The organism is Bradyrhizobium sp. 87 (genome assembly GCF_023073015.1).
Taxonomy (GTDB): domain Bacteria; phylum Pseudomonadota; class Alphaproteobacteria; order Rhizobiales; family Xanthobacteraceae; genus Bradyrhizobium; species Bradyrhizobium canariense_D.
On record NZ_JADPIQ010000056.1, the window covers coordinates 1 to 25,665 of the forward strand.

The following is a 25,665-nucleotide window of genomic DNA, read 5'->3' on the forward strand; positions in this document are numbered from 1 at the left end:
CGAACTTGTCGACAAGTTGCGCAGCGACTGGAAGGTATCGATCGTGCACTGTACGTCTACAAGTCGAAACGCGGCGACCAGGCCGACCTCAAGCATAGGTGTCAATCGGCGTTCGGCCGATTGGATGCCGATTACCCCGAACACTGGTTTGACTAGGTCGCAACAGAAGCTTAATGACTTGATTTCAGTGGGGCGCTGGAAGGCAAAAGCTTGAACTAAGCGGCAGATCTATCGAAGCCCTTCCATAGCGAGCCGCAGCGACTTCGGGATGCGCTGCGCCTTTCCGGCTGAAATAAACGCCACGCGTACACGCGCCGTGACTAGGAGATCGTCTCCGCGCCTGCATTCCTGCAGCAACGCAATCGACGCTCCCCTCACCTCTTGCGGGACTGTGACGACGTCAAGCAGGTCATCCAAGACCGCCGGTTTTAGAAAATCGATCGTCATGGAGCGGACAACGAAGGCAAAGCCGGGCGCATCTTTCTTGGCTTCTCTGAGTAGCGCTTGCTGAGTGGTTCCGAGCAGGCGCAAGTAGTTCGTTCTACCGCGTTCCATGAAGCGCAAAAAATTTGCGTGATAAACAATCTGACCGGAGTCAGTATCTTCGAAATAGACGCGGACCTGCATATGATGGCCGCCGTCGCGAATTTCGCCATCAAGAGAAGCTGTCACAGTGCGGTTTCCTTACTGCCGTTCTGGGACGAATTGTCTTGCACAGAGGCGCGTTCCGCAGCAAGTGCCAATGGGTTTGGTGCGTGCAGGTTGAGGCTGCCCGGCGCAAGGCCGGTCGGAGACCGGTTGCTTTGCGAGAAGCCGGCACCCCCTATCCAGAGCTCGGGCAAGTCCCGCACGCACGGATGGTTTGCAGAGCTCTTATCGCTGCTCAGCAATCCCCGAGGACCGAGGTCGCCCCACTGGCAAGCGCCTTGATCTCCGCGTACATCTCCGCTTCGCAGGCCAAAGTCGGGATTGCCCCGGCAGTGCGGATTGTTCAGCAAGCAGTCCTATTCCGCGAATCCTAACATTCTTAGCAATTGTTAAACTCCGGCCGGTCAGCCATCGCGGCTGGATATTCCAGGTGAGATGGTCATGGAGATCGATGAAACCGGGCAGAATGATCCACGGTACCTTGACCGAAGAGTCGGCCGCGCCGATGCTCTGCGCCCGAGCTCGTCGCTCGGTACGACACGCACCGCGCCTGGCAAGTCCGCGCCGAGCGCTGCCAATAGATCGAAGTCGCTCCGTGGCCACCGCGCCGCAAGAAAGCGACGAGTTCATTTGCATATCCGTCACGTGCCGGGACGCTGCCTTCATGAGCCGGGCGATTCGGTCGTAAGGTGGCCGTTGGAGCAGATGCTCGAGTTCGGCATGAGAGGCCGCCAACGTCATTCAACATTCCGCGTTGTCGTGTTCAGCCGTGTCCGGCTGAAGACGTTAATGTCCGGGACCAGACACTGAGGCGCGAGTATTCCGTCGGTGGACACGAAGCACATGGTTTTGCCCTCTTCAAGCCAGGCTCGCAAATGTCTTTGGTGGCACGTGTATTGCTGGGACACCGTAAATGGATCCGCACGACCATGACGATCTCGCATTCGCCGGCCCAGGAGTTCAAATGAAACTTGCTCGACTCAATGCCTTGGACCTGCGCTATTGAGTGCGGTCCCGCCTAAAGCTTTGCCGCGTCCCTCGCGGGTGCCGCTGTCGTTCTTCGCGTCGGGTAACTCTCAAGACCACCAGACACGACTAGCATTGAGCGCGCTTACTCCCGAGCAAATCCGAACCAGTGTGACACGTTTGGGCGGCTCTGTGTCGAATGCATGCAGCGGCATGCGAATGTTGGCGTCGGACCGGGAGGAAACCAAATCAAGCTTGGTCTCGAGCAATGGCCGCTTCCTGTCGAAGAGGGGAGCGGACAGAAGTTGTTCAATGGCACCCTGGAGCAGATCGAGCTCGGCGCCCGACCCGGCGCGGGTCACACTCGAAGGTGGAGCACCATTTTCTCCAGCAGTATTCGCACTCCTCAGCCCCTGAAGTCTTTCTCGGTGCCGTTTCGCAACGCCCGAAGGACATTCGGCCACGGCATCTGTCTTCCTCGCCGAACCATAATCATCCCGCGTGTCCCCGAGCGGATGGCGACACTCGGTCTGCTCTACGGTGGTTGCGTCGAGTAGGAGCCGACAAATCCGCGTCTGATCGAATTGCACGACTTCAGTATCGAGCCCGAGCTTAAGAGCGCGATGTGACACGAGCAACGAAGCTGCCATCGGGCCTTGCCTTCACAAGAAAGCTAGAGGAGTTTAAAAAAATGCGTGCGCCGTCCTATTCCGAGGCCTTGGAATTCGCGATCGACCGCTCGTACGACATCAACCTTGACATGTTGAGGTCACGGAATTTGCACCTTGACATGCACAACGATTATCTTGTCGGCACATATCCGCCTCTCAAGGCAATGGGCGACCTGAATGCCGAAAAGTTGTTGCTTCAGGTTTCGTCGTCAATTGATCTCTATTTTCACATCCCCTTCTGTGATCAGTATTGTACCTTTTGCCACTTCGCCAAGGAAATCAATCCATCTTCCGGGCGAGTGGAGCGCTATCTGGCGGCTTTAGATAAAGAGATGAGTTGGTCGGACGCAGCGCTGGGTGGCAGAGCTGTTGAGACTGCTTTTTTTGGAGGCGGCACTCCCTCGTTCTTAACCAACCGTCAACTCGAAACGCTATTTGGCATGATTAGCCGGCGCTTTGACTTGTCTAAGTCGGAAGTGAGTTTCGAATTGCATCCCTCTCTTGCAAAGCAAGTGGACGCTGCAGATCGCATATCCACACTGCTTAGAGCCGGCGTAAACCGCTTCGTATTGGGCGTTCAGAGTCTAGATCCGAGCATTTTACGCATATTGAACCGCGGGCACCACGTGGACGAGGTAGTACAACTCGTAAAGTTACTGAATGAGATGGGCGTTCAGAATCTGTCGCTTGATCTCATGTATGGGTTGCCGCAGCAAACGCTCCGGAGCTGGTACGACTCACTTATCGGCTTACTGGATATGGGAATAGAGAAGTTCAATGTATTCCCATTGATGTTTAAATCTACAGACCCCGTAGCCCGCCATTTGGCTAGCGGACGATATCAATTTGCCGGGGCTAAGGAGCGCATTATCATGCATTTTATGGCCGAGCACATCCTCACGAAACTCGGCTATCGCCATGGGCCGATTTTCTATTGGAGTAAGCAGTCGCAGCCGCACTCAATTCAGCAGAGCCGCAAATACGATTCCTGGAACGACAATAATCTGGTCCCGTTTGGGGTTGCCGGGTTTGGTTACATGAGCCAGTGCCAGTTCTATAACGAGGCAGATTTAGATCGCTACCTATATAGGGTTGAGGCGGGCGAGAAGCCTGTGTGGAAGGGTGTTGTCCTGTCGCAAGATGATCTCATGCGCAGAACGGTAATGTTTGCCCTGCGAAGCAGTGGGGTGTTGCTCTCCCGCTTCGAGCGGGAGTTTGGGGTGTCGATCGAGAAATGCTTTGGCCGCGAGCTTGAACTCTTGAACGCGGCAGGACTCATCTGCATTTCAAACGGCCTGCTTTCGCTAACTGCCGCCGGCACTATCAATTCGGGCGCCGTATCGCTCCTATTTTTCTCGAACAATATACTCGAGCGGGTCGCGTACAACGACAGTAGGATAAGAGACAAACGAACTGATCTGCTCGAAAAGCACGATTACTCACCGGCCGCACGATACGGGTCAAGTGCCGAAATGCAAGTTGCGTTTCGATGAAGTCGCGTGCGCGCTCATTTATGGTCGCTCCTTTTTCCGTTTCCACCCCGCAAGGCTCGCCCTGCCAGGCGGAGGAGATATTTTCGCATCTGTCCGATAGCATTGATCGCCGGCAGCGAGAACGCCCGCTTGGGCTTGTCAGCAATTTTGTCGCCGATCAACTGCCGCACTGCATTGCGGAGATCAAATGCAGTGAACGACCAGATGAAGCGGTTAAGGCTCTTGGGCGTAATATCAACGCGATGATTGCGGAGGCGGACTATGAAGCGCAGCTGCTAAGTCTGCCGCAGTCGGACTTCGAGATCGCTAAGACAGACATCCAATATCTCGTAAATTGTGCTTATCAGATGTCTGCGTTTGCCGGCCTTCATCCCGTGGACGCCGAGCTGACGGTGGGAGAGGTACTGATCCGCCTTGCGCGCTCGACTTGTCAACGGCGGCCTGGCATTGAGGTCCTCTCCTATGAAGATATGATCCTTACGAATCCGCTGCAGAACGATCCACGCGTATACTGCCTCGGCGCGGCCGGCGTCGAGGAGCGAGATTTTTGCTTGGGCCACCAGATCATCGAGAGCGAATTGCAGTCAGCAATGGACGCTCTGCTCAAGTTGCGTGATGTGGCCGACGTGGATGCGGGGCAATGTCTTGCGACATGCCTGGAGCGCCTTGAGTCAGCAAACAATGTTCTGACGCGCTTTTATGAACATATGTCGCCGGACTTATTTGGCCAATTTCGTGTGTTTTACGGAAAGAATCCTTATAAGAATACGCTTGGTCCAAGCGGCCGCTTCTCGGCCCGTATCGTGGCGGTCTCGGTGCTACTGGTCGGTGAAGAACTCTTCCACCAGAAACCGCAATTTTATAGGGATCTGTACCGGCTGTCCGAATATTATCCGCAGAGATGCATTCACGAGGTATTCCGCTGGCTGTCGTCAGGTAAAGGGAGTGCACCGCTCAAGCCAGGTTGGCTAAAGGGGAAAGCGGACTTTCCCAGGGTTGCGACCATTTCGCCAGTCGTGGAGCATCACGGCGGCGAAATCGGAACGCTGCGCACGTCCTGTGTTTGTGCACTGGATCGGTTTACCCGGATGCATCGTAGTACGGCCTTAAAATATACGGTTGAGCCGGGTCGTCCAGTTGTCGGAGTTGAGGTATCGGAAAGTGTTGAGGCTGTCCTTTCTCAGAGGCTGTTGACAGAGGCGCGCCCGTAAGCCGACGGTGGTCTCTGCGTGGCTAAAAACAAAGGCGCAGGCGTCCGCCACCGGTCGAGAGGTAATAGTCGATGTCTCAAGACGAACTGATCCTTCGTCGGTTCGAGTCCGGGGATAGCGATGATGCATGGCATCTGCACAGAAGCGCATCGCAGGATGTTGGTGTGTGTGGCCCGGAAGGGGCTTGGGAGGATGATTTACGCAATATCGGGGAAGTATACATCGCCTCGGGCGGTGACTTCGTAGTTGCGCATATTGGTCCCCGGTTCGCTGCCATGGGTGGGCTGAAACCTTTTCATGATGATGTCGCAGAACTAAAACGTATGCGGGTCGACCCCGTCTTTCAGCGACGAGGGTTTGGAAGGAGGGTTCTTCGTGAATTGGAGTCGCGAGCTGTTGCTCTCGGTTTCAAGTGGATAATGCTCGATACAACAACGATCCAAGTAGGGGCCCAAAGACTTTATGAGAGCGCTGGCTATGTTCGCCGCAGGGAAGGGATGTTGCACGGATATGCAGTGATCTTCTACGAGAAGCGGCTCATTTGGCCAGGAATGACCCCCGCTGAGCAAATGAGGTTGTGAGACCGGACAATCCAGTGAAGCTCTACGGACGCGCAACGAGCACAAATTCAATCACTTGCCCCCTGACTAGCCGAAATGCCCAATCTCGCTCCTTGGGAATGACGTGGAATGCGCTCAGATACAACCGTATCATCCGCGAGGACTTTCTCATTGAGCTTCGCGAGATCTGCGATCGGAATGAATCGTGTCACTGTAGCTGACAAGGACGTGAAGGTTTCGCGACCGATAGGCCTCGAACGCACGCACAAACTCACGTCTGGCCGAGCCAGCGTTGCATTCAAAACGAGAGCTGATACGGTGCGCCAGCGGCGGATAGGCGAAGACGCTCTGGAGTGTCGTGGGCTCGCGACGTGAGCCTTGCCAGCCGGCATACAAATCCACCTCGATTCAACCGCAACATTCTGTTGCGTATGGAATCCAAAAGTCCGCTCTTGGCGATGCGGGTGGTGGATGCACGGGCGCGTCCAATCGCCCCCTACCAGCTTGTGGTGGTGGCCCTTCCAGATCGTGATGCTACTCGGGCGTATCGACCGGTTGCGTGCCGTAGCGCTCGCAGGCTCTCGACCAAGGACCCAGCTCGCACCCTTCTGGATCACGATCGAGTACCAAAACTGCATCAAGCAGCTGCGGATCGTGTCTCACCAGCTTCGTGGTGCTCACGCCCGTATTCGGGTCAACTACTATTCGGTAGTCTCGTTCAAGCAGCTCTCGCAGGCGCTCGATGCGAGCGAACCGGAATGGATGGACCGGTTTAATCATCGGGCCAGGCTCGATCGGGCCAGGCTCCTCGGGTCGAATGCGAACAATTGGATGATGAAAATGACGGCGGGCGACGGGTTACGTTCATGAGTCGAGCTGTCGGTTCTCCGCCGAATGCCAGTCCGCGCCGTAGAGGCGGATCATCTCCCGACGGGACCGCTCGATGAAGATGCGCTCAACGCAAAAGCCTGCTGTCACTGAAGCCGCCAGCGCAAGGCCGCAGACCATATAGTCATTCATGAAATTCCAAAACATGTTGCAGCCGGCAACTCCCATAAAAGTAAGTGCCATGACCGTATTGCGAAATGCCTTAACCATGTTGCCCCCAGTCAATGGGAACTTTGCCATTGCAACCATGGCGATTAGCAGCGTTTGTCCTTGTTAGGCGCCGTCTTTCTGCTCGATCGGCCTCGGTGCGCCCGCGCTGTCGACGGCCGTGGGTTCCCCATTGCCCGGCGCAGCTCATTCGATCGCGTCGGAGTCCTGGCGCGGATTGCCCGATCCGATACAGCTCGTGGACAATGACCTCTACTCTCCGCATCTCCTCCGACGACCACAGGCGTGGCACATCAAAATAACCGAGCACCGGTTCGGCGCTCGGCCGCCCAGGCGAACCGATTCGAGGATGAGAAGCGCCGAGGGCTCGACAGGGTCGGCTACGCCGCGATCCAGCGCGATTTCGAGTATATGCGCCGCATTCCTATGCCGAACGCGAGATAATGGCAGTGAATATGACCTCAAGTTGTATCACGCTAGATGATCCACGTTGCGACCTTTAAGTGACCTCTTTTGGGGCTTCAATATGAAGAGACTTCTGGGACTCTTGCTGCTCGCCCATTCCTTCTTCCTTTCCGCCGAGGCCATCGCACAGGGGCTTCCTGCCCCCTCGTACTGGAAGAATGAACGAGGTTCAGAACTTTTTGTTTGGTCCGCCAATAGCGGGGCAATACAAGGGACTTTCACAAACCATGCTCAAGGGTTTGCGTGCCAGGGCATTCCATATCCTGCATCGGGAGCCGTTAGCCCTGCTGGCTTGTATTTTGTTGTTACCTTTGCCCAGTGCAATTCCTTCACCCGGTGGGTTGGAAAGCTCAACGGGTCTCAAATGCCGACCTCATGGACGCTGTTCTACGTTGACAAGAACGGCAAGCCCGGCAAGTTGAAGGGTGCCGATACATTCACGCGCGTATGGTAGTTTTCAATCTTCTTGCTCTGTCGTGACCTTAGATTGGAAACTCACTCTCGCGAGTTTTTGGCTGCGTCTCTTCGGGAAATGTGGGCTCGCCTTCGTGGAGCACTGGCCTGTCCAGGATCAGCTTCGATGCTGGACAGCCGGCAAGTCGTGCCGAACGGCCCGGAAAGAAAAAACATCAAAGGGCCTCTCCCGAAATCCGAAAGGACATTCTGAATTTGCGTCCGAATCGCGGGCAGATCCGTGCACTACCGTTACTTTTCAGGTCCTTGTTTTGAAGCCGAGCGCGGGCTCCGGCAGATGCCGCTAATATCTGCGGCGGTCGCGTTGCCTGAGTTTGGTTGACGACGTGAATTTTCAGCTCTCGATACCCAGAATTCTCACACAGCGCGATTCGCAGGCTTCGCCGCCGGAAGTAGCCAAGGGCGCGCTCAGTCTAACCGTTCCGCGAAGCTGCTTGCTATTGCCGGTTCATGTTGCGCGGCGACAAGATCGCACGTTGGCAACGAGTACGGACTTGATCCCTCTCTAGCCATTAGGTAGATCCCGTCATTTGGAATTGGAGATACTTAGTGACGACTGGCATCGTAAAGTGGTTAAACGCGACCCAGGCTATGGATTTATCAAGCTGGATGATGGCGGAGCCGACGTTTTCGTGCACATAGGGCGGTCGAGAAGGCCGGCTATACCGTCTTGCAGAGGGGGCCTTGATCAGGTTCGAGATCAAGACTGGCAGCTCAGGCGAGGTATCGGCAGAAAATCTGCGTACAGGATGATTCGCGCTATCAGCTACATGATGCGTCAACAGTGATTCGCCTAGGGCGTCAGCATTCTTCGCGCTTACATGCCTCGATCTGACTTCGGCGAAACACTTCAGAGTCGGCAACCTCGCATGAAGGCGCACATCAGTGTTAATACGCGATCTCGTGTTTTTTCAAAACCATTATTTCTCATGTAAGAAGATTCGCAGCCGCAAGATCTTCGATTGCGGCCCGAACAGACTTGAAGAGAGTGATCTCTTGCTGCGAAAGGCGGCCAGACTTCAAACCATTGGTTAACTCATGAAGATCCCCCACAAATCATTGAGGCGTCCCACCGGCCACCCGCAATCGGCTGGAGCAGATCACCGGCTTCTTTGGGGGCACCCGCATAGTATCTACGAACACGCGGCTGCGGCAAACAGCATCGTCGTCGGTCCACGCATTTCTGGCGTGAATGCGCCGACGAGATCGAGATGTGTTCCTGGCCTGAGGTGCTGGCCTACGATCAGCGGCTCACGTGACGTGGTGGCGCAGCTAACGATGTCCGCCACCGAGAGAGCGTCCGTCAGATCAGCAGCCGGTTTCGCCTTGAGACCCTGATGCTCAAGCGTGTCCGCGAGAGCTTGGACACGTTGCGCATTGCATCCCCAGACCAGCACGGCTTCAATCGGCCTAACTGCGCGATGGGCAACGGCCAAATAGGAGGCGAGCAGGGCGGTTACAATCAGCAGCAGCGTGCGGCTGTCGGGGCGTGAGAGATGTCGTGATGCGAGCGCGGAGGCGGCGGCTGTACGCCGATTAGTGAGTGTTTCGCCATCGATCATTGCGCGCGGCCGGCCGGTTGCCGTCGAACAGCATGTAAAGCGAGGAAAGGCAGGGAGACCGCATGCCCCGCTCTTCGGAAACACGGTCACCAGCTTCACGCCGAGTGCCTTGCCCCGCTCTCAAGCCGGCATTGTCAGGAGACGACCTGGGCTTGCAGCGGTACCAACATTATAGCTCTGCCGCACTGGCATCGCTTCTCCGCCGCGCCGGACGGCTTCGCTTAAGGCATCGATCAACCTGGGATAGTCGAGGCCGGCATCTACCTCTGGGCGGAGAAATAACGCGACATGATTTCCTCGTTTTCATTCGAAGTTCGGACGAGTTTAGCACCCGTCGCTCGATGACAGCACGGTCTATACCGCCGCCAAAGAGAGGCCGTCGCCAGCGTTTAAATTCCGTGTGAAGCTCGACTGAACGTACAGAACACAAAATCTCTCGCCTCGTAGCAACAGATCGAGGTCAATGGCCGTCGGAGCGCGAAGTTGAGTCATGAGCATGCCGATGACAGTCCCATACTTGGCGAACTCGTTTGAGTAATCAGAACCGGGTATCCATTAGGTGAACAAGTTGGGACCCCGCGATGTAGAAGGCTTCCCGCGCGGCACGAAAGCGTCGCCGTTCAACGGCAGTGACCGGCAGCGGAAGATCGTTCTCCGCGATCTGACCCAGAACGTACGAAGCCAACACACTGCCAAAGACTGTGCCAGGTGCGATGCCGCGACCGTTGTAACCGCTGAAAGCAACGACGTTGCGGTCGAGCTCGTGAAAGCGCGGCAGGTTGTTCGAGGTCATTCCAATCATTCCGAACCAGCCGGTTTCAAACTCGACATGCTGAAGTCCCGGAAACAGCTTGCGCAACGATCTCTGAGCCCATGCCCGGTGAACGGATGCGCCAATACCCTCAAGGGCACCAACACTGCCAAACACGAGGCGCCCGGAGCGATCCAAGCGAAATGAAGAGAGGACCTCTCGAGTGTCCCACGCTCCCTGCCGTTCAGGCAGGATCGACTTCCTCAGACCATCCGGCAGAGAACCTGTAGCAAAGTTGAAGTAGGGCAGATGGATCTGCTCCTGCCGTACCTGCGACCAAAGTCCTTTAGCATAGGCATCCGTCGCAACGATCACCCATTCCGCATCTACCGATCCGCTTTCTGTGCTAATCCTCCAGCGCAGGCCGTTGTGTTGCGCAGTAACAGCCTCGCTCTGTGTGAATATCCTAGCCCCCGCTGCAAGCGCGGCTCTCGCTAGACCGTGCACATAGGCCAGCGGCTGTATCGTCCCGGCGCGCTTATCGAGCAGCGCCCCGCTGTATTCGCCACCGCCGACTTTCCTGCGTGTCTCATCTGCATTTAGCACTACGACAGGGGCGCCACGCTTCTGCCACTGTTCGGCGCGGGCCTCGATCTCTTGCAAGCCCTTACGTCCGACGGCACAATGCAGGGTACCGGCACGTTCCACTTCACATTCGATGCCATGCTTTTGGATGAGGTCGAACACCTTTTGCGGTCCACGGCCGAGTTGTTCAATCAACCGTTCGCCGAACGGGACGCCGAGCTTATCCGGAAGGGTGTCAGGCATCACCCACATGCCCGCGTTAACCAGACCGACGTTCCGGCCCGAACCGCCGAACCCAATTTCGGACGCCTCCAACAGCGCGACGCGCGCCCCTCCTTCGGCGAGATGAAGTGCAGACGACAGCCCGGTATATCCAGCGCCAATCACGATCACATCCGCTGCGGTGTCACTGGCGAGGGAAACAGTGTCTGGCGCCGGTGGCGCGGTGAGAGCCCACAATCCATGTGATGCTGAATTGTTTCGCATCCAGCAATCCTCATACTATTCTTGGTTCTTGATCAGCCCAGGTCGTGCTGCAATCAGTGCCGCGCCTAAGGGTCAAGGATGGGTACCATTTCGTCGATATGTGCATCGATCCGTTCGAGAACCTGCCCAGGCACGACGTCGCGTTCTGGAAGAACTGACCACCTGTCGCGCACGGCCGCCGCGGTCTCAGCTACAGCCGTCACCACTGCCCCCTCTGGAAGACGGCTGCGGTTCGCGAAATTGCGCCAGCGCTCTGGAGTCAGGGCCTTAAATGACTTTTCGCCCGCAAGGCTCAATGCTAGACTATCTTTCGGGATATACGAAATTGTTGAGAGCACGTCGTAGATTGGCGCCAACGTAGGCCTCCGTCCGTCTCCAGGATACAGTAACGACCAATTCTTGAGATGCATGTCGCCATTGCCCGTGATCGCGGTGAGCGCAAGACGACGGACAAATTCGATCGCCGAATCGAACGAGATACCGCTGTTCAGCGCGGCCGCGATATTGTGATACGCCGCACCGGTATATTTCTCGGACGGATAGCGGCCGAAGACCTGTGCAAAGTCCTCCATATGCACGCGCGCTGCATCGGCACCGCGATCGAAGCGACGGACAAGAAGCACTTTGCCCGTGGACATGGTGTTAAACTCTTCCGGAATGCCGGCGAAATCCGTCTTTTCGACGAGCTCACGTGCAGGCACTTCCATCCCTAGCGCTTCCGCTAAGGCTAGGATCGCGAATTCGTTTTCCGAAAGCCCAATGTGGGTGAGGGAGGGAAATTTCGCGATGTACTGCCCTTGCTCATCGTCGACGGCGAGCGTGATCCCCCCTTCTTTTCCGGTATTTTTTATGACGGAGAGCTTCATCTGGACACCGGCGAGCGAAAAGCGCGCCTTCTTCTTGCCTTCTGATTCTGGCCCGGCCGGAACGGGAACGCCGTCGCTCGGCAACGCTCGTACCGCTCCCGGTAGATTTGTCCCCAGTGCTGCCAAGAGATCGAAGTCGTTTCCAGGTCTTACTGACGCTGCGTGGTGCTTTTCCATTGCTTCGCGCAGTTTCTCTTCGGGCAGCAAGTTCGCGAAGAACGGCGGCAGCGCGCCGCGTATGGGTTTGGGATCCCGGCGGAGGCTGCCATCCGCCGAGCGAAGCGACAGGCTGAAGATCGGAGGATCGTTCAAGCTCCGATACGCCGGCAAGAGATTGAATGCGCTGTAGTCGCCCGGCGTTCGCACGAGCGTGCCGACGGCAAGATCGTTTAATGAGATGTCGAGCGATTGGATACGTTCAGCCGCGAGGACAGGCTTATTCATGCTCCTCCTCAACATCTGACGTGAACGCAGGATGGTCATCATCGCCCGTAGCTGGCTGCAGCATTGATTGAATAGCCGGTACCATCGCTTGCGGAATCAGCATCATTTCCATGCCAAGGGCGCGAGCAACGTTGACGAGTGTCGTTGCGCGCGCTGCAGCGGCACCCGTTTCAATGTCGCGATAGCGGGGCCTGCTAATGTTCGCCCGGAGGGCGACTTGCTCCTGGGAGAGGCCAGCAGCCCTTCGCGCTCTGCGAAAATGCAGGCCAAGTTCCTCGAGCAGCGGGTTTGGAGCCGAAGGCATGATATGTTCTCGGATCATTAGCACCGAAATGATATGTAAACAGAGCGCACATCGCAGTCAAGCGAATCGTGAACAGATCTTCTTATCGATAATGATCCTTAAACATATCTTGTTCCAGCGGCAATGTCGTCTGAACTGTTGACTCTGCTGCCAGAATGGCCCTTGGGGCTAATGCGCCCGACGCGATGAAGGAGCCAGATCTTATCGCCAGGTTGACACAGATTCCCATGGCGCTCGCGTGCATTGGGCGCATAGGAATGGCCGCCAGCGAACGAACCCGATCCTGGAACGCGGTGCGTCGCTTTTATGGAACGCCAGTTGAAAGCGGTCGGTAGATGGATCATCGAAGTTCTTCCATGACGCGCCGTCTTAGTGGCGTCGTGCCGAGTCGTTTCCGTGAGGCGCCTTTGGCGCCAAGCAAGATTGCCAAATCAATTCCGATGTCCGCCGGCCCGCCTCGATGTAGCTACGAAGCGTCGAACTACCTATCAATTCGTTTTTCATTCTTCGACATGCTTCCCATGACGGCCAATAGCCTGCGGGCGTGACCGGGCCGCTGACGTGGCCACTCGCAGGGCCGCAATGCGAGCGGAGTGGTCTCGGCTAGTACCAGCAACTTTTCTTCTATTCGCGTTGATATCCAATCCTACGACGCGCAATTAACGTGTTCCTATGCAACATCAACCGGAGCATGATGGTCAAATCGGCGGCACTCGACAGGGAAAGTTCGACGACTGCGTTGATTCTCTTGACGTCCCCGCCCAAGAAGCGACCAGGCGAATACAGAGCCTCGCTCGCTTCAATCGTGAGAGTTGACGATGGGCCACTTGAAGGAGACGCTCCGCACCATGAAGCGACCTCGGAAGAATCGCGGCATGCCGCCGCCCGCGACGTTCGATATCGATTCGCTGCCGGGCAGCTCAAACTTAACGGCATTAGAAACGGCCGCCGTGATCCGGCGCACGCCTGGAGCCCTGGAGCTATGGCGGCGCAATCCGAACCACCCGCTGAAATGGCGCTACGTCGATGGCCGCCCGCTTTACCGAGTTGATGCGGTGCGCGACTATCTGGCCGGACGGGATGAGACAACTAAGTCGTCGCAGCCGCATAATGCTCGCGAAGACGGCCAAGCAATTCGGCCTTGATGGGATCGAGCGGATTCGTCCGCTGCAGGCGCACGACCTTGCCTCCCCGTTTAGCGCCGACCAACTCCGCGATGTAGTCATGAGCAGCTTCGAACGCCATCTTGCGGATGATCCACTGTTCGTCGTGATTGTAGACCTGATCGATCCCGCGCGGCTTTTGCCCGACACACAACCGCTGGATTTCGTTGTCATAGCCGCAGCGTGACATGATGGTTCGCAAGCTGCGCCTTAAGTCATGCATTGTGAACTTGGCGACACCCGCTTCCTTGACCAGGCGGTCGACCAAGTTTGTGAAGCCCGACATCTGGCCGCCGGTCTTCGGTGACGGGAAGACATAGTCCGACGTCGCACGCTGGAAATGTTTTGCGGCCGTAAGCACCTCGTCAACGAGGTGGGTACGCGGCACGTCGTGGTAAACGCCCATCTTGGTCCATGCTGCCTCGAAAGTGATGCGGTCATCCATGACGTGATTTTGCCACTCGATCATGGCTGGCTCGCTGCGGCGCGGGCCGCCAAGTAGGCACATTCGTGTCAATAGCCCAAACGTCCCAAGCTTGCCGGATGCGTGCCAGACTTTGATGATCTCCTCGTCGGGCAGCGCCCGGCCCTTCGTTCGGCGCCCGACCCGCTGCGCGCGCGTCTCCTTGGGCACGCGATAGCCGGCGAGCACGTTGTGCTCGACGTAGCCTTCGCCGACGCACCATTCGAGGAACGTGTGCGTGTGCTTGCGCAAGTCCTTTGCTGCGCCGCGCTTGCCGGTCTTGCCGATCCTGTCCACCGCCGCCATGATTTGCCGTCGCGTGAGCTCGGCGATGGCGAGGTCGAAATGATCTTTCAGACCGCGTCGGAGTGCCGACATAGCCGGTTTCCAGTTGACGACCTGGCGCCCGGTCAGGGACATTTCGTAGGGGCCATCTTCAACGATCAAGGTCGCCAGTGTCGTGCACTGCCGCTCGGCCAGCGCTTGCCGCTTCGCCTCGCGCTTGCCCTCATTGGGATCGATCCCAATGACCACCTCCCCAGCGACGACGGCGGCGGCCCTGCGCGCGGCCTTCTCATTGAATTTGGGCCATGCACCCAGCGTCTTGCGTTGGGTGCCTTTCGTCCCAGGCTTTGTGAACATGAAGACCCAGGTCCTGCCACCCGTCGCGCGCATCCTGATCGCGAGCCCCGGCTGCTCTGTGTCGTGCAGATAGTGCTGCGATTTGCCCGGCGGCAGCGTCGCCGCACGGATGGCCGCGTCAGTGAGTCTCAGGTAGTTCGTCGTTCCTTCAGCTCTGAGAGATTCTTTACTCTTTTCCATCGTTTGTGCTCTCGCTCCTTGCGCCCTGAGACGGGTCGCGGCGATCCTAGAAGAAATGGACCACAAGCCATTGCCTTCGCGTCAGTTAATGTGCCCTACGGGAAATCCTCCGAAGGGCACAGCAGGGACATACAACATGTGGTAAGGCCAACCGAGGCCACGGATGGTCCAATATGGCCACAAGTCCTTACCTTACAAGGACTTTTGCAATAAAACTATGGCTGGATTAGGTTGGCTACAGTCCACCAGTTGTGGTTCACACGGGAGAGGTCCAAGGTTCGATCCCTTGTGCGCCCACCATTCACCTTCCTGAACCATAATTTGCTGCGGAAGATAACCGACGCTCGGCGGCTGTCTTCACCCGTCCAAATCAAAAACAGCGAAAACAACCCCATGCACAGTAGCCGACCTCAGTCGGATCAATGAGTTACGGGATTGCGACTTTTCCGAAATAGAATTTGACTCGTCGGGCAAAACACCGGCATGATGGCATCATCGCGGGGACCTGAAGCGCGATCGCATCAAGCTTCACGCAACCCGCGCCGGTCGCCAGGCTGCGTACAAACCGACCAGGGTGCCGATAATAACCAGCGCTGCGGCCAGCAGCAGCTGCAATTCTCCATCGTCCGTGGTGCCTACGGACGACACAAGTCTGGTCACCACGACGAACAGAATGCCCACGGAGGCTGCTGCACCCACGCCGAGATAGGCGAGCTCGCGCGTCAGCTTGCGGCCGAGGAGTCCGAGTGCCGTGAAATACATCGCGCAGGCGTTAGGATGAACGAACAGCGCAATGCGCGCGTAAGGACCGTAGGCGTCGAGGAGGGACTCACACCGGTTCAGTGCCGCCTTTGAGGCAACTCGCTGCAACAGCGGTCTGAAAAAACGAGCCTGTCCGTAACTCAGGACGGCGCCCAGGATGATGGCCAGCCATGCCACGATGAAAACGGAGACGTCCGCGGGCTTCGGATTGAGCGCCACGGACATCAAGATGAGAGCGGTTCCGGGGAAATAGCCAAAATACGGGAAGACCGCCTCCAGCAGCACGCAGACGAATATGAAAGCCGGAAACCACGCCGAACCGGTCGCATCCTGGACGATGGCGTTCAGGTCGAAGAGGTTTGTCCTGTACAGGACGAGGTACATGCACATGGCCAACCCGGCCAGCGCGTAAAACGGCAATGCTCCCGATAGAAACCGCCTCATCCAGCTATCGCGCCTTGTTGCGCGGACACAGCGGAAACCATCGATAAACGCCCCCTACCCAATCGACAAAATCTCGATCTCCTGCGCACCGGACCCCACGACATCCCCGACCGCCTTCCCCATCAACGACTTCGCCACCGGTGCCACGAATGAGATCGTGCCGGCCTTGGGATCGGCTTCGTCCTCGCCGACGATGCGATAGGTTTGCACGCGGCCATCGGCGCGGCTGAAGGTCACCGTGCTGCCGAAGGCGACGACATCGGTCGAGGCCGGGGCGGGAATGACCTGCGCCGTGCGCAGCCGTTCGGTGAGATAGCGGGCGTCACGCAAGGGCACCGCCGACTGCCGGCGCTTTTCGTTGACGTCCTCGATGGCTTGCGCGGCTTCATAGGCCTCGCGCGCGTCCTGAAGCTGCTTTTGCAATGCCTGCAAGCCTGCTTCCGTCACGAGGTTTGGATGCGGCGAGATCGGCCGATCCGGCAACAGCGTCTCGGCGGCGGTTTCCGCGCTCTCTTCCTTGGTAAAGGCAACGCTCAAGTCGAAAATCCTGTCGAACTGTTCGGGCTCACGGCCCGCGCCTTCGCGCCGCAAGCAATCGCGGCGGGCAGAAGCTGGCGATCATCCCGGATCATATCTCAAGTACGACGAAACGGCGCAGCTTGAAAACGATGTCCGGCATGGCCTGCCGGAACCGCGTGGCATCCCGGAACGTGGTCGAGAACGGCGCGAAGGTGATCATCGCGTTCCAGTGCCTGTAGCCGTAGACCGTGACGGAGGCGCCGGTCGCCGGAAAATTCTCGAGCTTGCGCAACTCACCCAGGACGAGATCGGCGATCGCTTCAGCAGGCAGCAACTGCTTGCCATCAGGTGTCGTGGCGATCTTCGCTGGCGGCTCGACTGGCTTCGCGGGGGCCAGCGCCGCATCGGGCGCGTTCTCGGAATTTGTTTCGGGCTTGCCCTCGAGGTTGGCCGGCGGCGTATCGGCGGCGGGCGGCTCGACCAGCTCAAATCCGTTCGTCGGCGCGGTCGGCGGCGGAACCTCGATGAGCGGCGGCGGCGCAATGCTTTCTGCGGCGCGCCTGTTGCCTCCCAGGATGCTGCTGATCATGGCCACGAGGCCAGCATCCTTCACGTCGTCACTCATTACTCCCCCCAGGCTTCGACCTACTCTAGCACCGCTCGCGCGGACCGCCACTGGGGATGTATGGCCGGATTCCGTCCGGCCAAGATCCTATTTCACGTGATGGCATTGGCGGGGCGATGCCCGATCACGCCGCGCTGCCGTGCGATCCGTCACTGCTTATCGAACGGAATGTATTGTTGGTATTGCTTCGGCACCGAGCTGCGGTAGCGCGCGGGCACCGTGCCGCTGTCGACCGAGTGATCGATCTCCTGCTGCCGCGTCATCTTCTTCTTCGCCGGCTTCTTCGACGCACTCTTCTTGGAGTCGGTCGGCTGGCTGGAGGTGTCGTTGGTTGCGCCCGGCGCTGCCGGCGTCGCTGCCGGCGCGGCGGTTGTCGCCGCAGGCGCCGCGGTTCCGGCGGCGGCTGGTGCGCCCTGCGCCAACGCGAGCGGTGTCTGCATGAGAAGCGCCAGCGCTGCTGTCGCAGCCAGCAAGTATGATTTCTGCATTAGAACCTCCAAAATACCTGATCCGAATAAGGCAAGCGTATTTCTGCGGGATCGACGCGTGCAAGTCCGTTCACGATGGGCTCGAACCCCATGGTGAACTGTGGCCGAGATCACATTGCCGGCAGCAGGCTGCGTCATGATGCGCCTTGTCGCGAACGCAAAGCATTCTGGCGACACCAATACAGGCATGACTGCGCAACAGACGAGCCAGGCTCGCTGACATTCCCACCCACTCGCTCTCGAAGGAGACTGACATGCGTCGCACGATCCTCACTCTCGCATCGCTCGCGGCCCTGCTCGCCGTAGCATCCCCGGCAGCCCAGGCACATCCTGCGAACGATCGATATTGCATCCAGGGCCGCTCGTGGGGCTATCCCGGCAATTGCCAGTTCGCCAGCTATCAGCAGTGCCTCGCTACCGCCTCCGGCACGTCGTCCTATTGCGGCATCAACCCGCGCTACGCGTTCTCGCAGCAGCGCGACTACTGACGAATTGGCGGCGTGCGCGTATGACGCGCGCGCCGCCACAATTTTTGCGTGAAGACGACCCGCTTCGCCGACGTGCCGGCGAATTGAAACTGTGCGAAGCCGCTTGCGTCCGTCGATGACGAGAATGTTATCCGTCATCAGCACCGAGAAATTCACGATGCGCAGCCGTGGCTTGCGGGCCAAGGCGCACCTTCCGAAAATTTCGATACCGGGCAATTGTGATCCATCTCGCTCGTGGCAGGCGTGATCGCGCCTAGGCTGCAAACTCCAGCGCGAGAAACCTTAGCCCGATCTTTCCATTCGACTTTTCAGGAAGGTGTTTCAATGAGCAGCCGCCACGCAATTGTTCCGCGCGGTCTGAACGCAACGCGTTCGCCGCTTTCGCAAGGCCGCTTCGGCCGCATGTTCCGCAAGCTCGCACCGGCCAAATTCGGCCCGAACGATTCCAACACGATCGCAAACCTGTCGGCGCTCGCCGACAAGATGGTCGCCGGCTTCGACGGGCCGAAGGACGGACCGGACGCGGAAGAGAGCGGCATTCCCTCGCTCTACACTTATTTCGGCCAGTTCATCGACCACGACATCACCTTCGATCCGGTCAGCTCGCTGACCAAGCAGCAGGACCCCGACGGTCTCGTCGATTTCCGCACGCCGTCGCTCGACATGGACAATGTCTACGGCCGCGGTCCGAACGACCAGCCCTACATGTATGACGGCATCAAGTTCCGCCTCGGCGAAAAGGTCACCGGCGCGGGCGTGCCCGATGCGGTCGATTTGCCGCGCTTCAAGGGCCGCGCGCTGATCGGCGACCCCGCAACGACGAGAACAGCATCGTCTCGCAATTCCAGGCCTTGATGCTGCGCTTTCACAACCGCATGGTCGACGACAATGACAGCCTGTCGTTCGAAGACGTGCAGCAGCGCGTTCGATTCCACTATCAGTATGTGGTGCTGAACGACTTCCTGCCGCGCATCGTCCACGCCAGCGTGCTGGACCAGCTGAAGACCGCGGGTCACTACGATCGCAGCAAGCTCGCTTACTACCATTGGAAGACCTATCCGTTCATGCCGGTCGAGTTCTCGGTCGCGGCCTACCGGCTCGGGCACTCCATGATCCGCCCTGGATACCGGCTGAACGACGCGGCCAACATGCTGCTGCAGATCTTCCCCGATCCCAACAATCCCGACCACAACGCACTGACCGGCTTCCGCGCCATGGGACCGGGACGCGCCATGGACTGGGGCCGCTTCATCGATCTCGACACGCGCCCCTACGGGGTCGAGGACGTCGACACCAATCCCGACAACAAGAGGCGGCTGCAGTTTGCCTATCGCATCGATGCCTCGCTGGTGGACCCGCTGCGCAAGCTGCCGCCGGAAGTCGCGTCCAATCCGGCGTCGCTGGCGCTGCGCAATCTCGAGCGCAGCTGGCGGCTCGGACTGCCGTCGGGCCAGGCCGTCGCCAGGGCGATGAACCTGACGCCGCTGAGCGACGACGAGATCATCATCGGCAAGGCCGTCGACGAGCCCGGGACGGGCGATCCGCAAGTCAAGATCGCGAGCATCGCGAACGGCGCGTTCGCCGGCAACTGTCCGCTGTGGGCTTACATCCTGGCCGAGGCGCGGCAAAACATGACCGACGTGCCAATCTCCGCGACTGGTGGGCCCGCCACGGTCAAGACACCGCAGCTCGGACCGGTGGGCGGTCGCATCGTCGCCGAAGTCTTCCTCGGCATGATGTTCGGAGATAATTCCTCCGTGCTGTCGCTCGACCCGCAATGGACGCCGGTGACCGGCTCCAGCTTCGCGCTGAAGGACCTCGTCGCCTACGCGCTCGGCCAGGGCGATCCGCTGCATTGAGGGGATGACGGTCGATGATGCAAGGCCGCTCGTCGTGCGAGCGGCCTTGTGACCCACTCGCCTCGACGCGCGGGCGGATGGATCCTGGCAGGCGTGCTTCCCTAACGCAAATCCGTCCGCTTCCTGTTGACTCGCATCGCGAATGGAGAAATCCTTCAACAACGCAATTGCCATTGCCGATCTCAGCAGTACGAACTTCGGCGCCCTCGGTTTTATCGGCGCCATCTGACCAGATTTATTCTGAACAGAAACGGAGGGGCCGATGCGCGCGCTCGCCTTGAGAACCGTCTCTCTTCTCGCCCTCGCTACCTTAGGCTCGATTTCCGGCACGCCCGCCGCACGCGCGGAAGACGGGGCCGATGAGCAATTTGGCAAGGTGCACTTCCAGACTTCCTGCAACGAGGTGGCGCAGCGCCGCTTTGATCGCGGGATGCGTTATCAGCACTCGTTCTGGTACCGGCCCGCAAAGGAAATTTTCGAGGAGACGCTGCAGGCCGATCCGGAATGCGCGATCGCCTATTGGGGCATTGCGCTGAGCCTGCTGTACAATCCGCATTTTGCCGCGCCGAAGGAAAACCTCACCGGAGGGCTCGCCGCGCTGCAGAAGGCGAAGGCACTCGGCGCCAAGAGCGAACGCGAACGCGACTATATCGATGCGCTGCTGGCCTTCTATTCGGGCGACGAAAAGACGACGTTTGGACAGCGTGCGCAGGCCTATCTCAGGGCAACCGAAGCCGTCGCCGCGCGCTATCCCGATGATGACGAGGCGCAGATCGCCTACGCCATTACGCTGAACGTCACGGCGTCACCAAACGACAAGTCCTATGCCAACCAGCTCAAGGGCGCCGCTATCCTGGAGCCGATCTTCAAGCGCCAGCCGCGGCATCCCGGCGTCGCACATTACCTGATCCATCTCTATGACTATCCGGCGATCGCAGAGCAAGGACTCGACGCTGCTAAGCGTTATTCCGAGATCGCGCCGGCGGCACCGCACGCCTTGCATATGCCGTCGCACATCTTCACGCGCGTCGGCTACTGGAACGAATCCATCGACGCCAATAGCCGTTCCGCGAAGGCTGCCAAGGAGGGCAAAGACCCCAGCGAGCAGCTGCATGCCGACGATTATATGGTCTACGCGCTGCTCCAGCTTGCGCAGGACAGCCGAGCCAGCGAGGTCATCGCGGACATGATTGCGACCACTGGCTATGTGCCGGCTGTCCGCGCCGGTCCCTACGCGATAGCAGCCAGCCAAGCGCGCTATATGGTCGAGCGCGGTGATTGGCAGGGCGCCGCCGCGCTGAAGGTCGAGCCGAGCCGGTTTGCCTATGTCGATGCGATCACCTATTTCGCCCGCGCCCTTGGCGCCGCGCGCTCCGGCAATGCAGACGCGGCAACGGCGGACATCGCCAAGCTGGCGGAGTTGCGGGACAAGCTGCAGCAGGACAAGGACGCCTATTGGGCCGAAATCGTGGACATTCAGCGGCAGGTCGCTACAGCCTGGCAGCTCAACGCCCTGGGGAAGCAGGCGGATGCGTTGGAAGCGATGCGCCTTGCCGCCGATGCCGAAGACAAGACCGAAAAATCCATCGTGACGCCGGGTCCACTTGCCCCCGCACGCGAGCTTTACGGGACCATGCTGCTCGAACGCGGCATGGCGACGGAGGCATTGGTCGCGTTCGAAAGCACCATGCGCAAGGAGCCGAACCGATTTGGCGCGACGATCGGCGCCGCTCACGCGGCCGAGAAAGCGGGGGATCCTGTGAAGGCCCGCCAGTACTACGCGAAAGTCGTCGAAACCGCGAGAAATGGCGACTCATCGCGAGAGGACCTCGCGGCCGCACGAAAGTTGATGGCTCAGAATTAGCAAAGATGTCGCGGCAACTTCCATGCGCCTGACAAGCAAGCTCGTTGCAACCAGCGCAGCCATCGCACTGTTCTGCTCAGCCACAGCGCTCTGGATATTGCGATCCGGTGAACCGGCACGCGCAACAGCGACCTCCGGCGAGGTTCGCCCAGTGTGGACGGAAATCGACTGGCCTTTCGGTGCGGATCCCTGGGGGAAAGGAAAAGCGTTCCGCTGCAAGGCCGCGGATTGCGGCGGCGAAGTCCAGCTCTACGTTCGCGCCAAGCTCGGCTTTTGCAATTGCGCCACCGGCATTGCCGATGACGGCGACCTCGAGCAGATGGGCGACCTGGCGCTGATTGGGAAGGCAACGCCGACGGCCGCCGGCCGAGAGATCCTTGTCGGTCCAATGCGCGGCCGCAGCCGGGCATATCGCGTCGAGGGGAACGCCAAGGCCGCGCTCTCACTCGCCTTCAATCAACGCTGCGACATGGTGGCCGCGACGGCTTTGCTCGCACCGGGCGCCACCGCGTCGCTCGAGCCGGCGGTGCTGGCGTTCCTCAATAGCGACCGCATGCTGAAATGGGCCGAGATCGCGCTTGGGCTATGACTCAAGGGAATAGCTGAATTAAAGGCGACAATTCGGCACACGCCTTAACGCGCCATCCCGAGGCCGACCTCCTCCAGCCGCGTGGCGAACCAGCGCGACAGCGGCTGATCGAGGACGCCGCTGACATAGACTTCCGAGATCGTCACGTTGTCCTTGTCCAGCACCAGCAGCACGCCGATCCAAAAGGCGAACCAGACATGCGCATCGGTCAACGCCATCAGCTTGTGCTGGTCGTGGTCGAGCGCGGTGTGATTGCTGGCCTTGCGGATCTCCATGGTGAGCAAATTGTTCGGGATCTCGCGCTGATGCACCACGACGTCAGGGTAGATCGACTTGCCCAGATGATCGTCGGTCGAGATGATGGTGCCGTGCGGCAGATGCAGCGTACGCTCGCCTAGCCGGTCGTAGTTGCAATCGACCGACCAGCCGCAGAACTGCTTCTCCAGATGCACGGCGAAGCGGTGCGTGATGGCACGCTCGCCGATGTCCTTCTCGAACAGGAATGTTTCGTGTGCGTAGAAGTCCCGGAGTGCCGCGATCACCTTGTTCAGCTCGGTCTGCATCTTGCCCCCGGCCCTCGGCGCTCCTGATGCGGTGCCCTACATCTGGACTTCGATCAGCCGCGGTCCGGGCTCGGCGACGGCCTCGGCCAGCGCCTTGTTGAACTCGTCCGCGTTGGTGACGGCGCGGCCGGGCACGCCCATGCCCTTGGCCAGTGCCACGAAATCCAGCGTCGGCCGGTCGAGCCGCAGCATGTCGTTGGCGCGCTGTCCGGGCTCGCCGGCGCCGACATTGTCGAACTCGCCGCGCAGGATCTGGTAGATGCGGTTGGCGAACACGATGGTGACGATGTTGAGGTTTTCTCTCGCCTGCGTCCACAGCGACTGGATCGTGTACATCGCGCTGCCGTCGCCGACCATGCAGATCACCTTGCGGTCCGGGCAGGCGATCGCGGCACCGATCGAGAGCGGCGTCGAGAAGCCGATCGAGCCGCCCATGTTCTGGAGCCAGTCGTGCGGAGCAGCCGCCGCTGTCGGCGGGAAGAAGGCGCGGCCGGTGGTGAGGGATTCGTCGACCAGGATCGCGTTCTCCGGAATCGCATAGGCGATCGATTGCGCGATCGAGGCGTGGGTCAGTGCGCCGGTCGGCTTGAGCAGCTCAGCCGCGGCCTGCGGCTTGACGTCCTTCGCGCTGGCCTTCACCGCGCCGGCGAGCGCTTCCAGTGCAGCGACCGAATTCTCCCCCCAGGAGGTCATGCGATGCACCTCGCAGCCCTCGGGCTTGAGGATGCTCGGCTTGTTCGGATAGGCAAAGAACGCCACGGGATCGTCGGACTCGACCAGCACGATATGGCGGAACCTGGCCAGCATCTGCAGCGCGTTGTCGATCACGTAATGGATGCGGTCGATCGAGAAGCGGCCGCGGCCGCGCGCCATCCTGGGACGGAAGGTCGGGCCCATCACGGTGCAACCGGTCTTGGCGGCGATGCGCTCGGCCAGCGCCAGGCCCTGCTCGCTCAGCGCACTGCCGGTCATCAGCAGCAGCGTGCCCTCGCCGTCGCCGTGCAGGATCTTTGCGGCCTGCTCGACCGCCTGCGGCGAATAGCTCGCGCGCTGCTGCTCGGCCGGAACCTCGGCGATGCCGTCCGCTTCGTTCCAGGCGGTGTCGGCGGGCAGGATCAGGGTCGCGATCTGCGGCGGCGCGCTCTTGGCGGCGGCGATCGCCGCGGCACCGTCGGCGGCGACCGATTTGGAGTCCGGCGAAGTGCGGACCCAGGACGACATCGGCCGGGCCAGGCCCTCGATGTCGGAGGTCAGCGGCGCGTTGTAGTCGATGTGGTAGACGGCGTGCTGGCCGACGATGTTGACGATGCCGGAATTCGCCTTCTTGGCGTTGTGCAGATTGGCAAGGCCGTTGGCAAGACCGGGGCCGAGATGCAGCAGCGTCGAGGCCGGCGTGCCCTTCATGCGGAAATAGCCGTCGGCGGCGCCGGTCACCACGCCTTCGAACAGGCCGAGCACGCAACGCATGCCGGGCACGCGGTCGAGCGCTGCGACAAAATGCATCTCGGAGGTGCCGGGGTTGGAGAAGCAGACGTCGACCCCGCCCTTGACCATCGTCCGCACCAGACTTTCCGCACCGTTCATCCGTCAGCTCCCGCAACCGGCAATGTTCCAACAATCCATCCGATCAATCATTGTTCGCTCGTCTCGTCAAAGCAATAGCCGGCGTCGCCGCCCTGCCCCGCGCGGCGATGCGCTGGTTTGGCTAATACTTTCCGGCAAATTGGCGCGGTTGCCGGTTTGGTAACGCCAACCGTTAAGGATGCCCCGTCTCACGAGGCCGTGGCTTGCGGAAAGCCCGCAAATATGGCCTGTAACTTCAGTTGAATCGATTTTTTGCTGGGGGAACAATGATCCGGTATTTTGCCGCGCCGATTGCCGCCATCGCACTGCTGTCGGCGACCGCCGGCGGCGCCTTCGCCGAGGAGTTCGACTCGCGCGACATCATGGGCGGCGGCCCGAATTTCTTCCGCGGCGGCTCGAGCCCAGTTCCCCGCACCACCGTCATGTATAACGGCAACTACGCCCCGGGCACGATCGTGGTGAACACCTCGGAGCGCCGGCTCTATCTGGTGCTCCAGAACGGCCAGGCCCTGCGCTACGGCATCGGTGTCGGCCGCGACGGCTTCCGCTGGGGCGGCGTGCACCGGATCACCGCCAAGAAGGAATGGCCGGACTGGACGCCGCCGTCACAGATGCTGGCGCGCCGGCCGGACCTGCCGCGTCACATGAAGGGCGGCGTCGAAAATCCGCTCGGTGCGCGCGCGATGTATCTGGGCTCGACACTCTATCGCATCCACGGCTCCAACGAGCCGGAGACGATCGGCCAGGCGGTGTCCTCGGGCTGCTTCCGCATGACCAATGACGACGTCACCGACCTCTACGGCCGCGTCGGGGTCGGCACCACGGTGGTCGTGCTGAACAACTAGCAAGAATCGGCGGCGCGTGGATATGCGGCCTTGTGCGTCGGTTCC

The 25,665-nt window shown here is 59.6% G+C and carries 23 protein-coding genes and 1 pseudogene; 11 read left to right on the forward strand and 13 right to left on the reverse strand.

The annotated features are described in order from the left end of the window. Positions 1 to 228: 228 nt before the first annotated feature. Positions 229 to 672, reverse strand: coding sequence for a tol-pal system-associated acyl-CoA thioesterase (ybgC, locus tag IVB50_RS14005; RefSeq protein WP_026232585.1), 444 nt, complete (start codon positions 670 to 672; stop codon positions 229 to 231). A 1,633-nt stretch (positions 673 to 2,305) separates the two neighbouring features. On the opposite strand from ybgC, the gene IVB50_RS14010 reads away from it, so the two are divergent. From IVB50_RS14010 to IVB50_RS14025, 4 genes are all read left to right on the forward strand, one after another. Next, positions 2,306 to 3,778, forward strand: a complete 1,473-nt coding sequence (locus IVB50_RS14010) for a coproporphyrinogen-III oxidase family protein (protein WP_247296089.1) — start codon at positions 2,306 to 2,308, stop codon at positions 3,776 to 3,778. Next, positions 3,775 to 4,989 (forward strand): hypothetical protein, encoded by a 1,215-nt coding sequence (locus IVB50_RS14015; RefSeq protein ID WP_247296091.1) that lies wholly within the window; start codon positions 3,775 to 3,777, stop codon positions 4,987 to 4,989. The genes IVB50_RS14010 and IVB50_RS14015 overlap by 4 nt, the downstream gene beginning before the upstream one ends. A 71-nt stretch (positions 4,990 to 5,060) precedes the next feature. Continuing rightward, entirely contained in the window at positions 5,061 to 5,570 is a 510-nt protein-coding gene (locus tag IVB50_RS14020; protein WP_247296093.1) for a GNAT family N-acetyltransferase, read from the forward strand. A gap of 450 nt (positions 5,571 to 6,020) precedes the next feature. Next, positions 6,021 to 6,419: a hypothetical protein gene (locus IVB50_RS14025; RefSeq protein ID WP_247296095.1), complete on the forward strand. Its 399-nt coding sequence runs from the start codon at positions 6,021 to 6,023 to the stop codon at positions 6,417 to 6,419. On the opposite strand, the gene IVB50_RS14030 is transcribed toward IVB50_RS14025, so the two are convergent. Beyond that, the gene (locus IVB50_RS14030; RefSeq protein WP_247296097.1) at positions 6,414 to 6,647 is read right to left on the reverse strand and encodes a hypothetical protein; all 234 of its coding nucleotides are present in this window, start codon (positions 6,645 to 6,647) and stop codon (positions 6,414 to 6,416) included. The genes IVB50_RS14025 and IVB50_RS14030 overlap by 6 nt on opposite strands. A gap of 484 nt (positions 6,648 to 7,131) precedes the next feature. Here IVB50_RS14030 and IVB50_RS14035 point away from each other — a divergent pair, with 484 nt between their 5' ends. Next, positions 7,132 to 7,524 (forward strand): avidin/streptavidin family protein, encoded by a 393-nt coding sequence (locus tag IVB50_RS14035; RefSeq protein WP_039798703.1) that lies wholly within the window; start codon positions 7,132 to 7,134, stop codon positions 7,522 to 7,524. Positions 7,525 to 8,677: 1,153 nt separating this feature from the next. Here the strand turns inward: IVB50_RS14035 and IVB50_RS42680 are convergent. The 4 genes from IVB50_RS42680 to IVB50_RS14060 all read right to left on the reverse strand — a co-directional run bounded on the left by IVB50_RS42680 (position 8,678) and on the right by IVB50_RS14060 (position 12,542). Further along, positions 8,678 to 9,205: a hypothetical protein gene (locus IVB50_RS42680; protein WP_345946472.1), complete on the reverse strand. Its 528-nt coding sequence runs from the start codon at positions 9,203 to 9,205 to the stop codon at positions 8,678 to 8,680. A 439-nt stretch (positions 9,206 to 9,644) separates the two neighbouring features. After that, positions 9,645 to 10,928, reverse strand: coding sequence for an FAD-binding oxidoreductase (locus tag IVB50_RS14050; RefSeq protein WP_247296099.1), 1,284 nt, complete (start codon positions 10,926 to 10,928; stop codon positions 9,645 to 9,647). A gap of 65 nt (positions 10,929 to 10,993) precedes the next feature. After that, the gene (locus IVB50_RS14055) at positions 10,994 to 12,238 is read right to left on the reverse strand and encodes a type II toxin-antitoxin system HipA family toxin (RefSeq protein WP_247296101.1); all 1,245 of its coding nucleotides are present in this window, start codon (positions 12,236 to 12,238) and stop codon (positions 10,994 to 10,996) included. After that, the gene (locus IVB50_RS14060; protein WP_247296103.1) at positions 12,231 to 12,542 is read right to left on the reverse strand and encodes a helix-turn-helix transcriptional regulator; all 312 of its coding nucleotides are present in this window, start codon (positions 12,540 to 12,542) and stop codon (positions 12,231 to 12,233) included. The genes IVB50_RS14055 and IVB50_RS14060 overlap by 8 nt, the downstream gene beginning before the upstream one ends. An 827-nt stretch (positions 12,543 to 13,369) precedes the next feature. Here IVB50_RS14060 and IVB50_RS14065 point away from each other — a divergent pair. Beyond that, positions 13,370 to 13,687 (forward strand): hypothetical protein, encoded by a 318-nt coding sequence (locus tag IVB50_RS14065; protein ID WP_247296105.1) that lies wholly within the window; start codon positions 13,370 to 13,372, stop codon positions 13,685 to 13,687. On the opposite strand, the gene IVB50_RS14070 is transcribed toward IVB50_RS14065, so the two are convergent. From IVB50_RS14070 to IVB50_RS14090, 5 genes are all read right to left on the reverse strand, one after another. Then, complete coding sequence (locus IVB50_RS14070) at positions 13,632 to 14,990, reverse strand: integrase arm-type DNA-binding domain-containing protein (protein WP_247296107.1); 1,359 nt, start codon at positions 14,988 to 14,990, stop codon at positions 13,632 to 13,634. The genes IVB50_RS14065 and IVB50_RS14070 overlap by 56 nt on opposite strands. A gap of 528 nt (positions 14,991 to 15,518) precedes the next feature. Next, positions 15,519 to 16,196 (reverse strand): hypothetical protein, encoded by a 678-nt coding sequence (locus tag IVB50_RS14075; RefSeq protein ID WP_247296109.1) that lies wholly within the window; start codon positions 16,194 to 16,196, stop codon positions 15,519 to 15,521. A 54-nt stretch (positions 16,197 to 16,250) separates the two neighbouring features. Next, on the reverse strand, positions 16,251 to 16,733 hold the full coding sequence (greA, locus tag IVB50_RS14080) for a transcription elongation factor GreA (RefSeq protein ID WP_026232577.1): 483 nt from the start codon (positions 16,731 to 16,733) through the stop codon (positions 16,251 to 16,253). A gap of 91 nt (positions 16,734 to 16,824) precedes the next feature. Continuing rightward, the gene (locus tag IVB50_RS14085; RefSeq protein ID WP_018453702.1) at positions 16,825 to 17,340 is read right to left on the reverse strand and encodes a hypothetical protein; all 516 of its coding nucleotides are present in this window, start codon (positions 17,338 to 17,340) and stop codon (positions 16,825 to 16,827) included. 149 nt (positions 17,341 to 17,489) lie between these two features. Continuing rightward, on the reverse strand, positions 17,490 to 17,828 hold the full coding sequence (locus IVB50_RS14090) for a hypothetical protein (protein WP_018453701.1): 339 nt from the start codon (positions 17,826 to 17,828) through the stop codon (positions 17,490 to 17,492). 254 nt (positions 17,829 to 18,082) lie between these two features. On the opposite strand from IVB50_RS14090, the gene IVB50_RS14095 reads away from it, so the two are divergent. The 4 genes and pseudogenes from IVB50_RS14095 (at position 18,083) to IVB50_RS14115 (ending at position 22,628) form a co-directional block, all read left to right on the forward strand. After that, positions 18,083 to 18,316, forward strand: a complete 234-nt coding sequence (locus tag IVB50_RS14095; RefSeq protein ID WP_007596464.1) for a DUF3551 domain-containing protein — start codon at positions 18,083 to 18,085, stop codon at positions 18,314 to 18,316. Positions 18,317 to 18,640: 324 nt separating this feature from the next. Then, a pseudogene (locus tag IVB50_RS14105) lies at positions 18,641 to 20,175 on the forward strand (heme peroxidase family protein). Between the two features lie 262 nt (positions 20,176 to 20,437). Beyond that, complete coding sequence (locus tag IVB50_RS14110; protein WP_018453700.1) at positions 20,438 to 22,039, forward strand: hypothetical protein; 1,602 nt, start codon at positions 20,438 to 20,440, stop codon at positions 22,037 to 22,039. A 22-nt stretch (positions 22,040 to 22,061) separates the two neighbouring features. Continuing rightward, the gene (locus tag IVB50_RS14115; RefSeq protein ID WP_247296111.1) at positions 22,062 to 22,628 is read left to right on the forward strand and encodes a hypothetical protein; all 567 of its coding nucleotides are present in this window, start codon (positions 22,062 to 22,064) and stop codon (positions 22,626 to 22,628) included. A gap of 44 nt (positions 22,629 to 22,672) precedes the next feature. Here IVB50_RS14115 and IVB50_RS14120 read toward each other — a convergent pair whose 3' ends face one another. Both IVB50_RS14120 and IVB50_RS14125 read right to left on the reverse strand, forming a co-directional pair. Continuing rightward, complete coding sequence (locus tag IVB50_RS14120) at positions 22,673 to 23,191, reverse strand: hypothetical protein (RefSeq protein ID WP_018453698.1); 519 nt, start codon at positions 23,189 to 23,191, stop codon at positions 22,673 to 22,675. A gap of 36 nt (positions 23,192 to 23,227) precedes the next feature. Next, on the reverse strand, positions 23,228 to 24,775 hold the full coding sequence (locus tag IVB50_RS14125; protein ID WP_085349553.1) for an acetolactate synthase large subunit: 1,548 nt from the start codon (positions 24,773 to 24,775) through the stop codon (positions 23,228 to 23,230). Between the two features lie 266 nt (positions 24,776 to 25,041). On the opposite strand from IVB50_RS14125, the gene IVB50_RS14130 reads away from it, so the two are divergent. Then, on the forward strand, positions 25,042 to 25,620 hold the full coding sequence (locus tag IVB50_RS14130; protein WP_007596474.1) for a L,D-transpeptidase: 579 nt from the start codon (positions 25,042 to 25,044) through the stop codon (positions 25,618 to 25,620). Positions 25,621 to 25,665: the final 45 nt, after the last annotated feature.

Coding starts and splice junctions, on each gene's coding strand:
- IVB50_RS14070 (WP_247296107.1), bottom strand. CDS start 14,990: ATGGAAAAGAGTAAAGAATCTCTCAGAGCTGAAGGAACGACGAACTAC.
- IVB50_RS14125 (WP_085349553.1), bottom strand. CDS start 24,775: ATGAACGGTGCGGAAAGTCTGGTGCGGACGATGGTCAAGGGCGGGGTC.
- IVB50_RS14115 (WP_247296111.1), top strand. CDS start 22,062: ATGCGCCTGACAAGCAAGCTCGTTGCAACCAGCGCAGCCATCGCACTG.
- IVB50_RS14085 (WP_018453702.1), bottom strand. CDS start 17,340: ATGAGTGACGACGTGAAGGATGCTGGCCTCGTGGCCATGATCAGCAGC.
- IVB50_RS14020 (WP_247296093.1), top strand. CDS start 5,061: ATGTCTCAAGACGAACTGATCCTTCGTCGGTTCGAGTCCGGGGATAGC.
- IVB50_RS14130 (WP_007596474.1), top strand. CDS start 25,042: ATGATCCGGTATTTTGCCGCGCCGATTGCCGCCATCGCACTGCTGTCG.
- IVB50_RS14110 (WP_018453700.1), top strand. CDS start 20,438: ATGCGCGCGCTCGCCTTGAGAACCGTCTCTCTTCTCGCCCTCGCTACC.
- IVB50_RS14025 (WP_247296095.1), top strand. CDS start 6,021: ATGCACGGGCGCGTCCAATCGCCCCCTACCAGCTTGTGGTGGTGGCCC.
- IVB50_RS14075 (WP_247296109.1), bottom strand. CDS start 16,196: ATGAGGCGGTTTCTATCGGGAGCATTGCCGTTTTACGCGCTGGCCGGG.
- IVB50_RS14015 (WP_247296091.1), top strand. CDS start 3,775: ATGAAGTCGCGTGCGCGCTCATTTATGGTCGCTCCTTTTTCCGTTTCC.
- IVB50_RS14035 (WP_039798703.1), top strand. CDS start 7,132: ATGAAGAGACTTCTGGGACTCTTGCTGCTCGCCCATTCCTTCTTCCTT.
- IVB50_RS14060 (WP_247296103.1), bottom strand. CDS start 12,542: ATGCCTTCGGCTCCAAACCCGCTGCTCGAGGAACTTGGCCTGCATTTT.
- IVB50_RS14090 (WP_018453701.1), bottom strand. CDS start 17,828: ATGCAGAAATCATACTTGCTGGCTGCGACAGCAGCGCTGGCGCTTCTC.
- IVB50_RS14030 (WP_247296097.1), bottom strand. CDS start 6,647: ATGGTTAAGGCATTTCGCAATACGGTCATGGCACTTACTTTTATGGGA.
- IVB50_RS14120 (WP_018453698.1), bottom strand. CDS start 23,191: ATGCAGACCGAGCTGAACAAGGTGATCGCGGCACTCCGGGACTTCTAC.
- IVB50_RS14010 (WP_247296089.1), top strand. CDS start 2,306: ATGCGTGCGCCGTCCTATTCCGAGGCCTTGGAATTCGCGATCGACCGC.
- IVB50_RS14055 (WP_247296101.1), bottom strand. CDS start 12,238: ATGAATAAGCCTGTCCTCGCGGCTGAACGTATCCAATCGCTCGACATC.
- IVB50_RS14095 (WP_007596464.1), top strand. CDS start 18,083: ATGCGTCGCACGATCCTCACTCTCGCATCGCTCGCGGCCCTGCTCGCC.
- IVB50_RS14050 (WP_247296099.1), bottom strand. CDS start 10,928: ATGCGAAACAATTCAGCATCACATGGATTGTGGGCTCTCACCGCGCCA.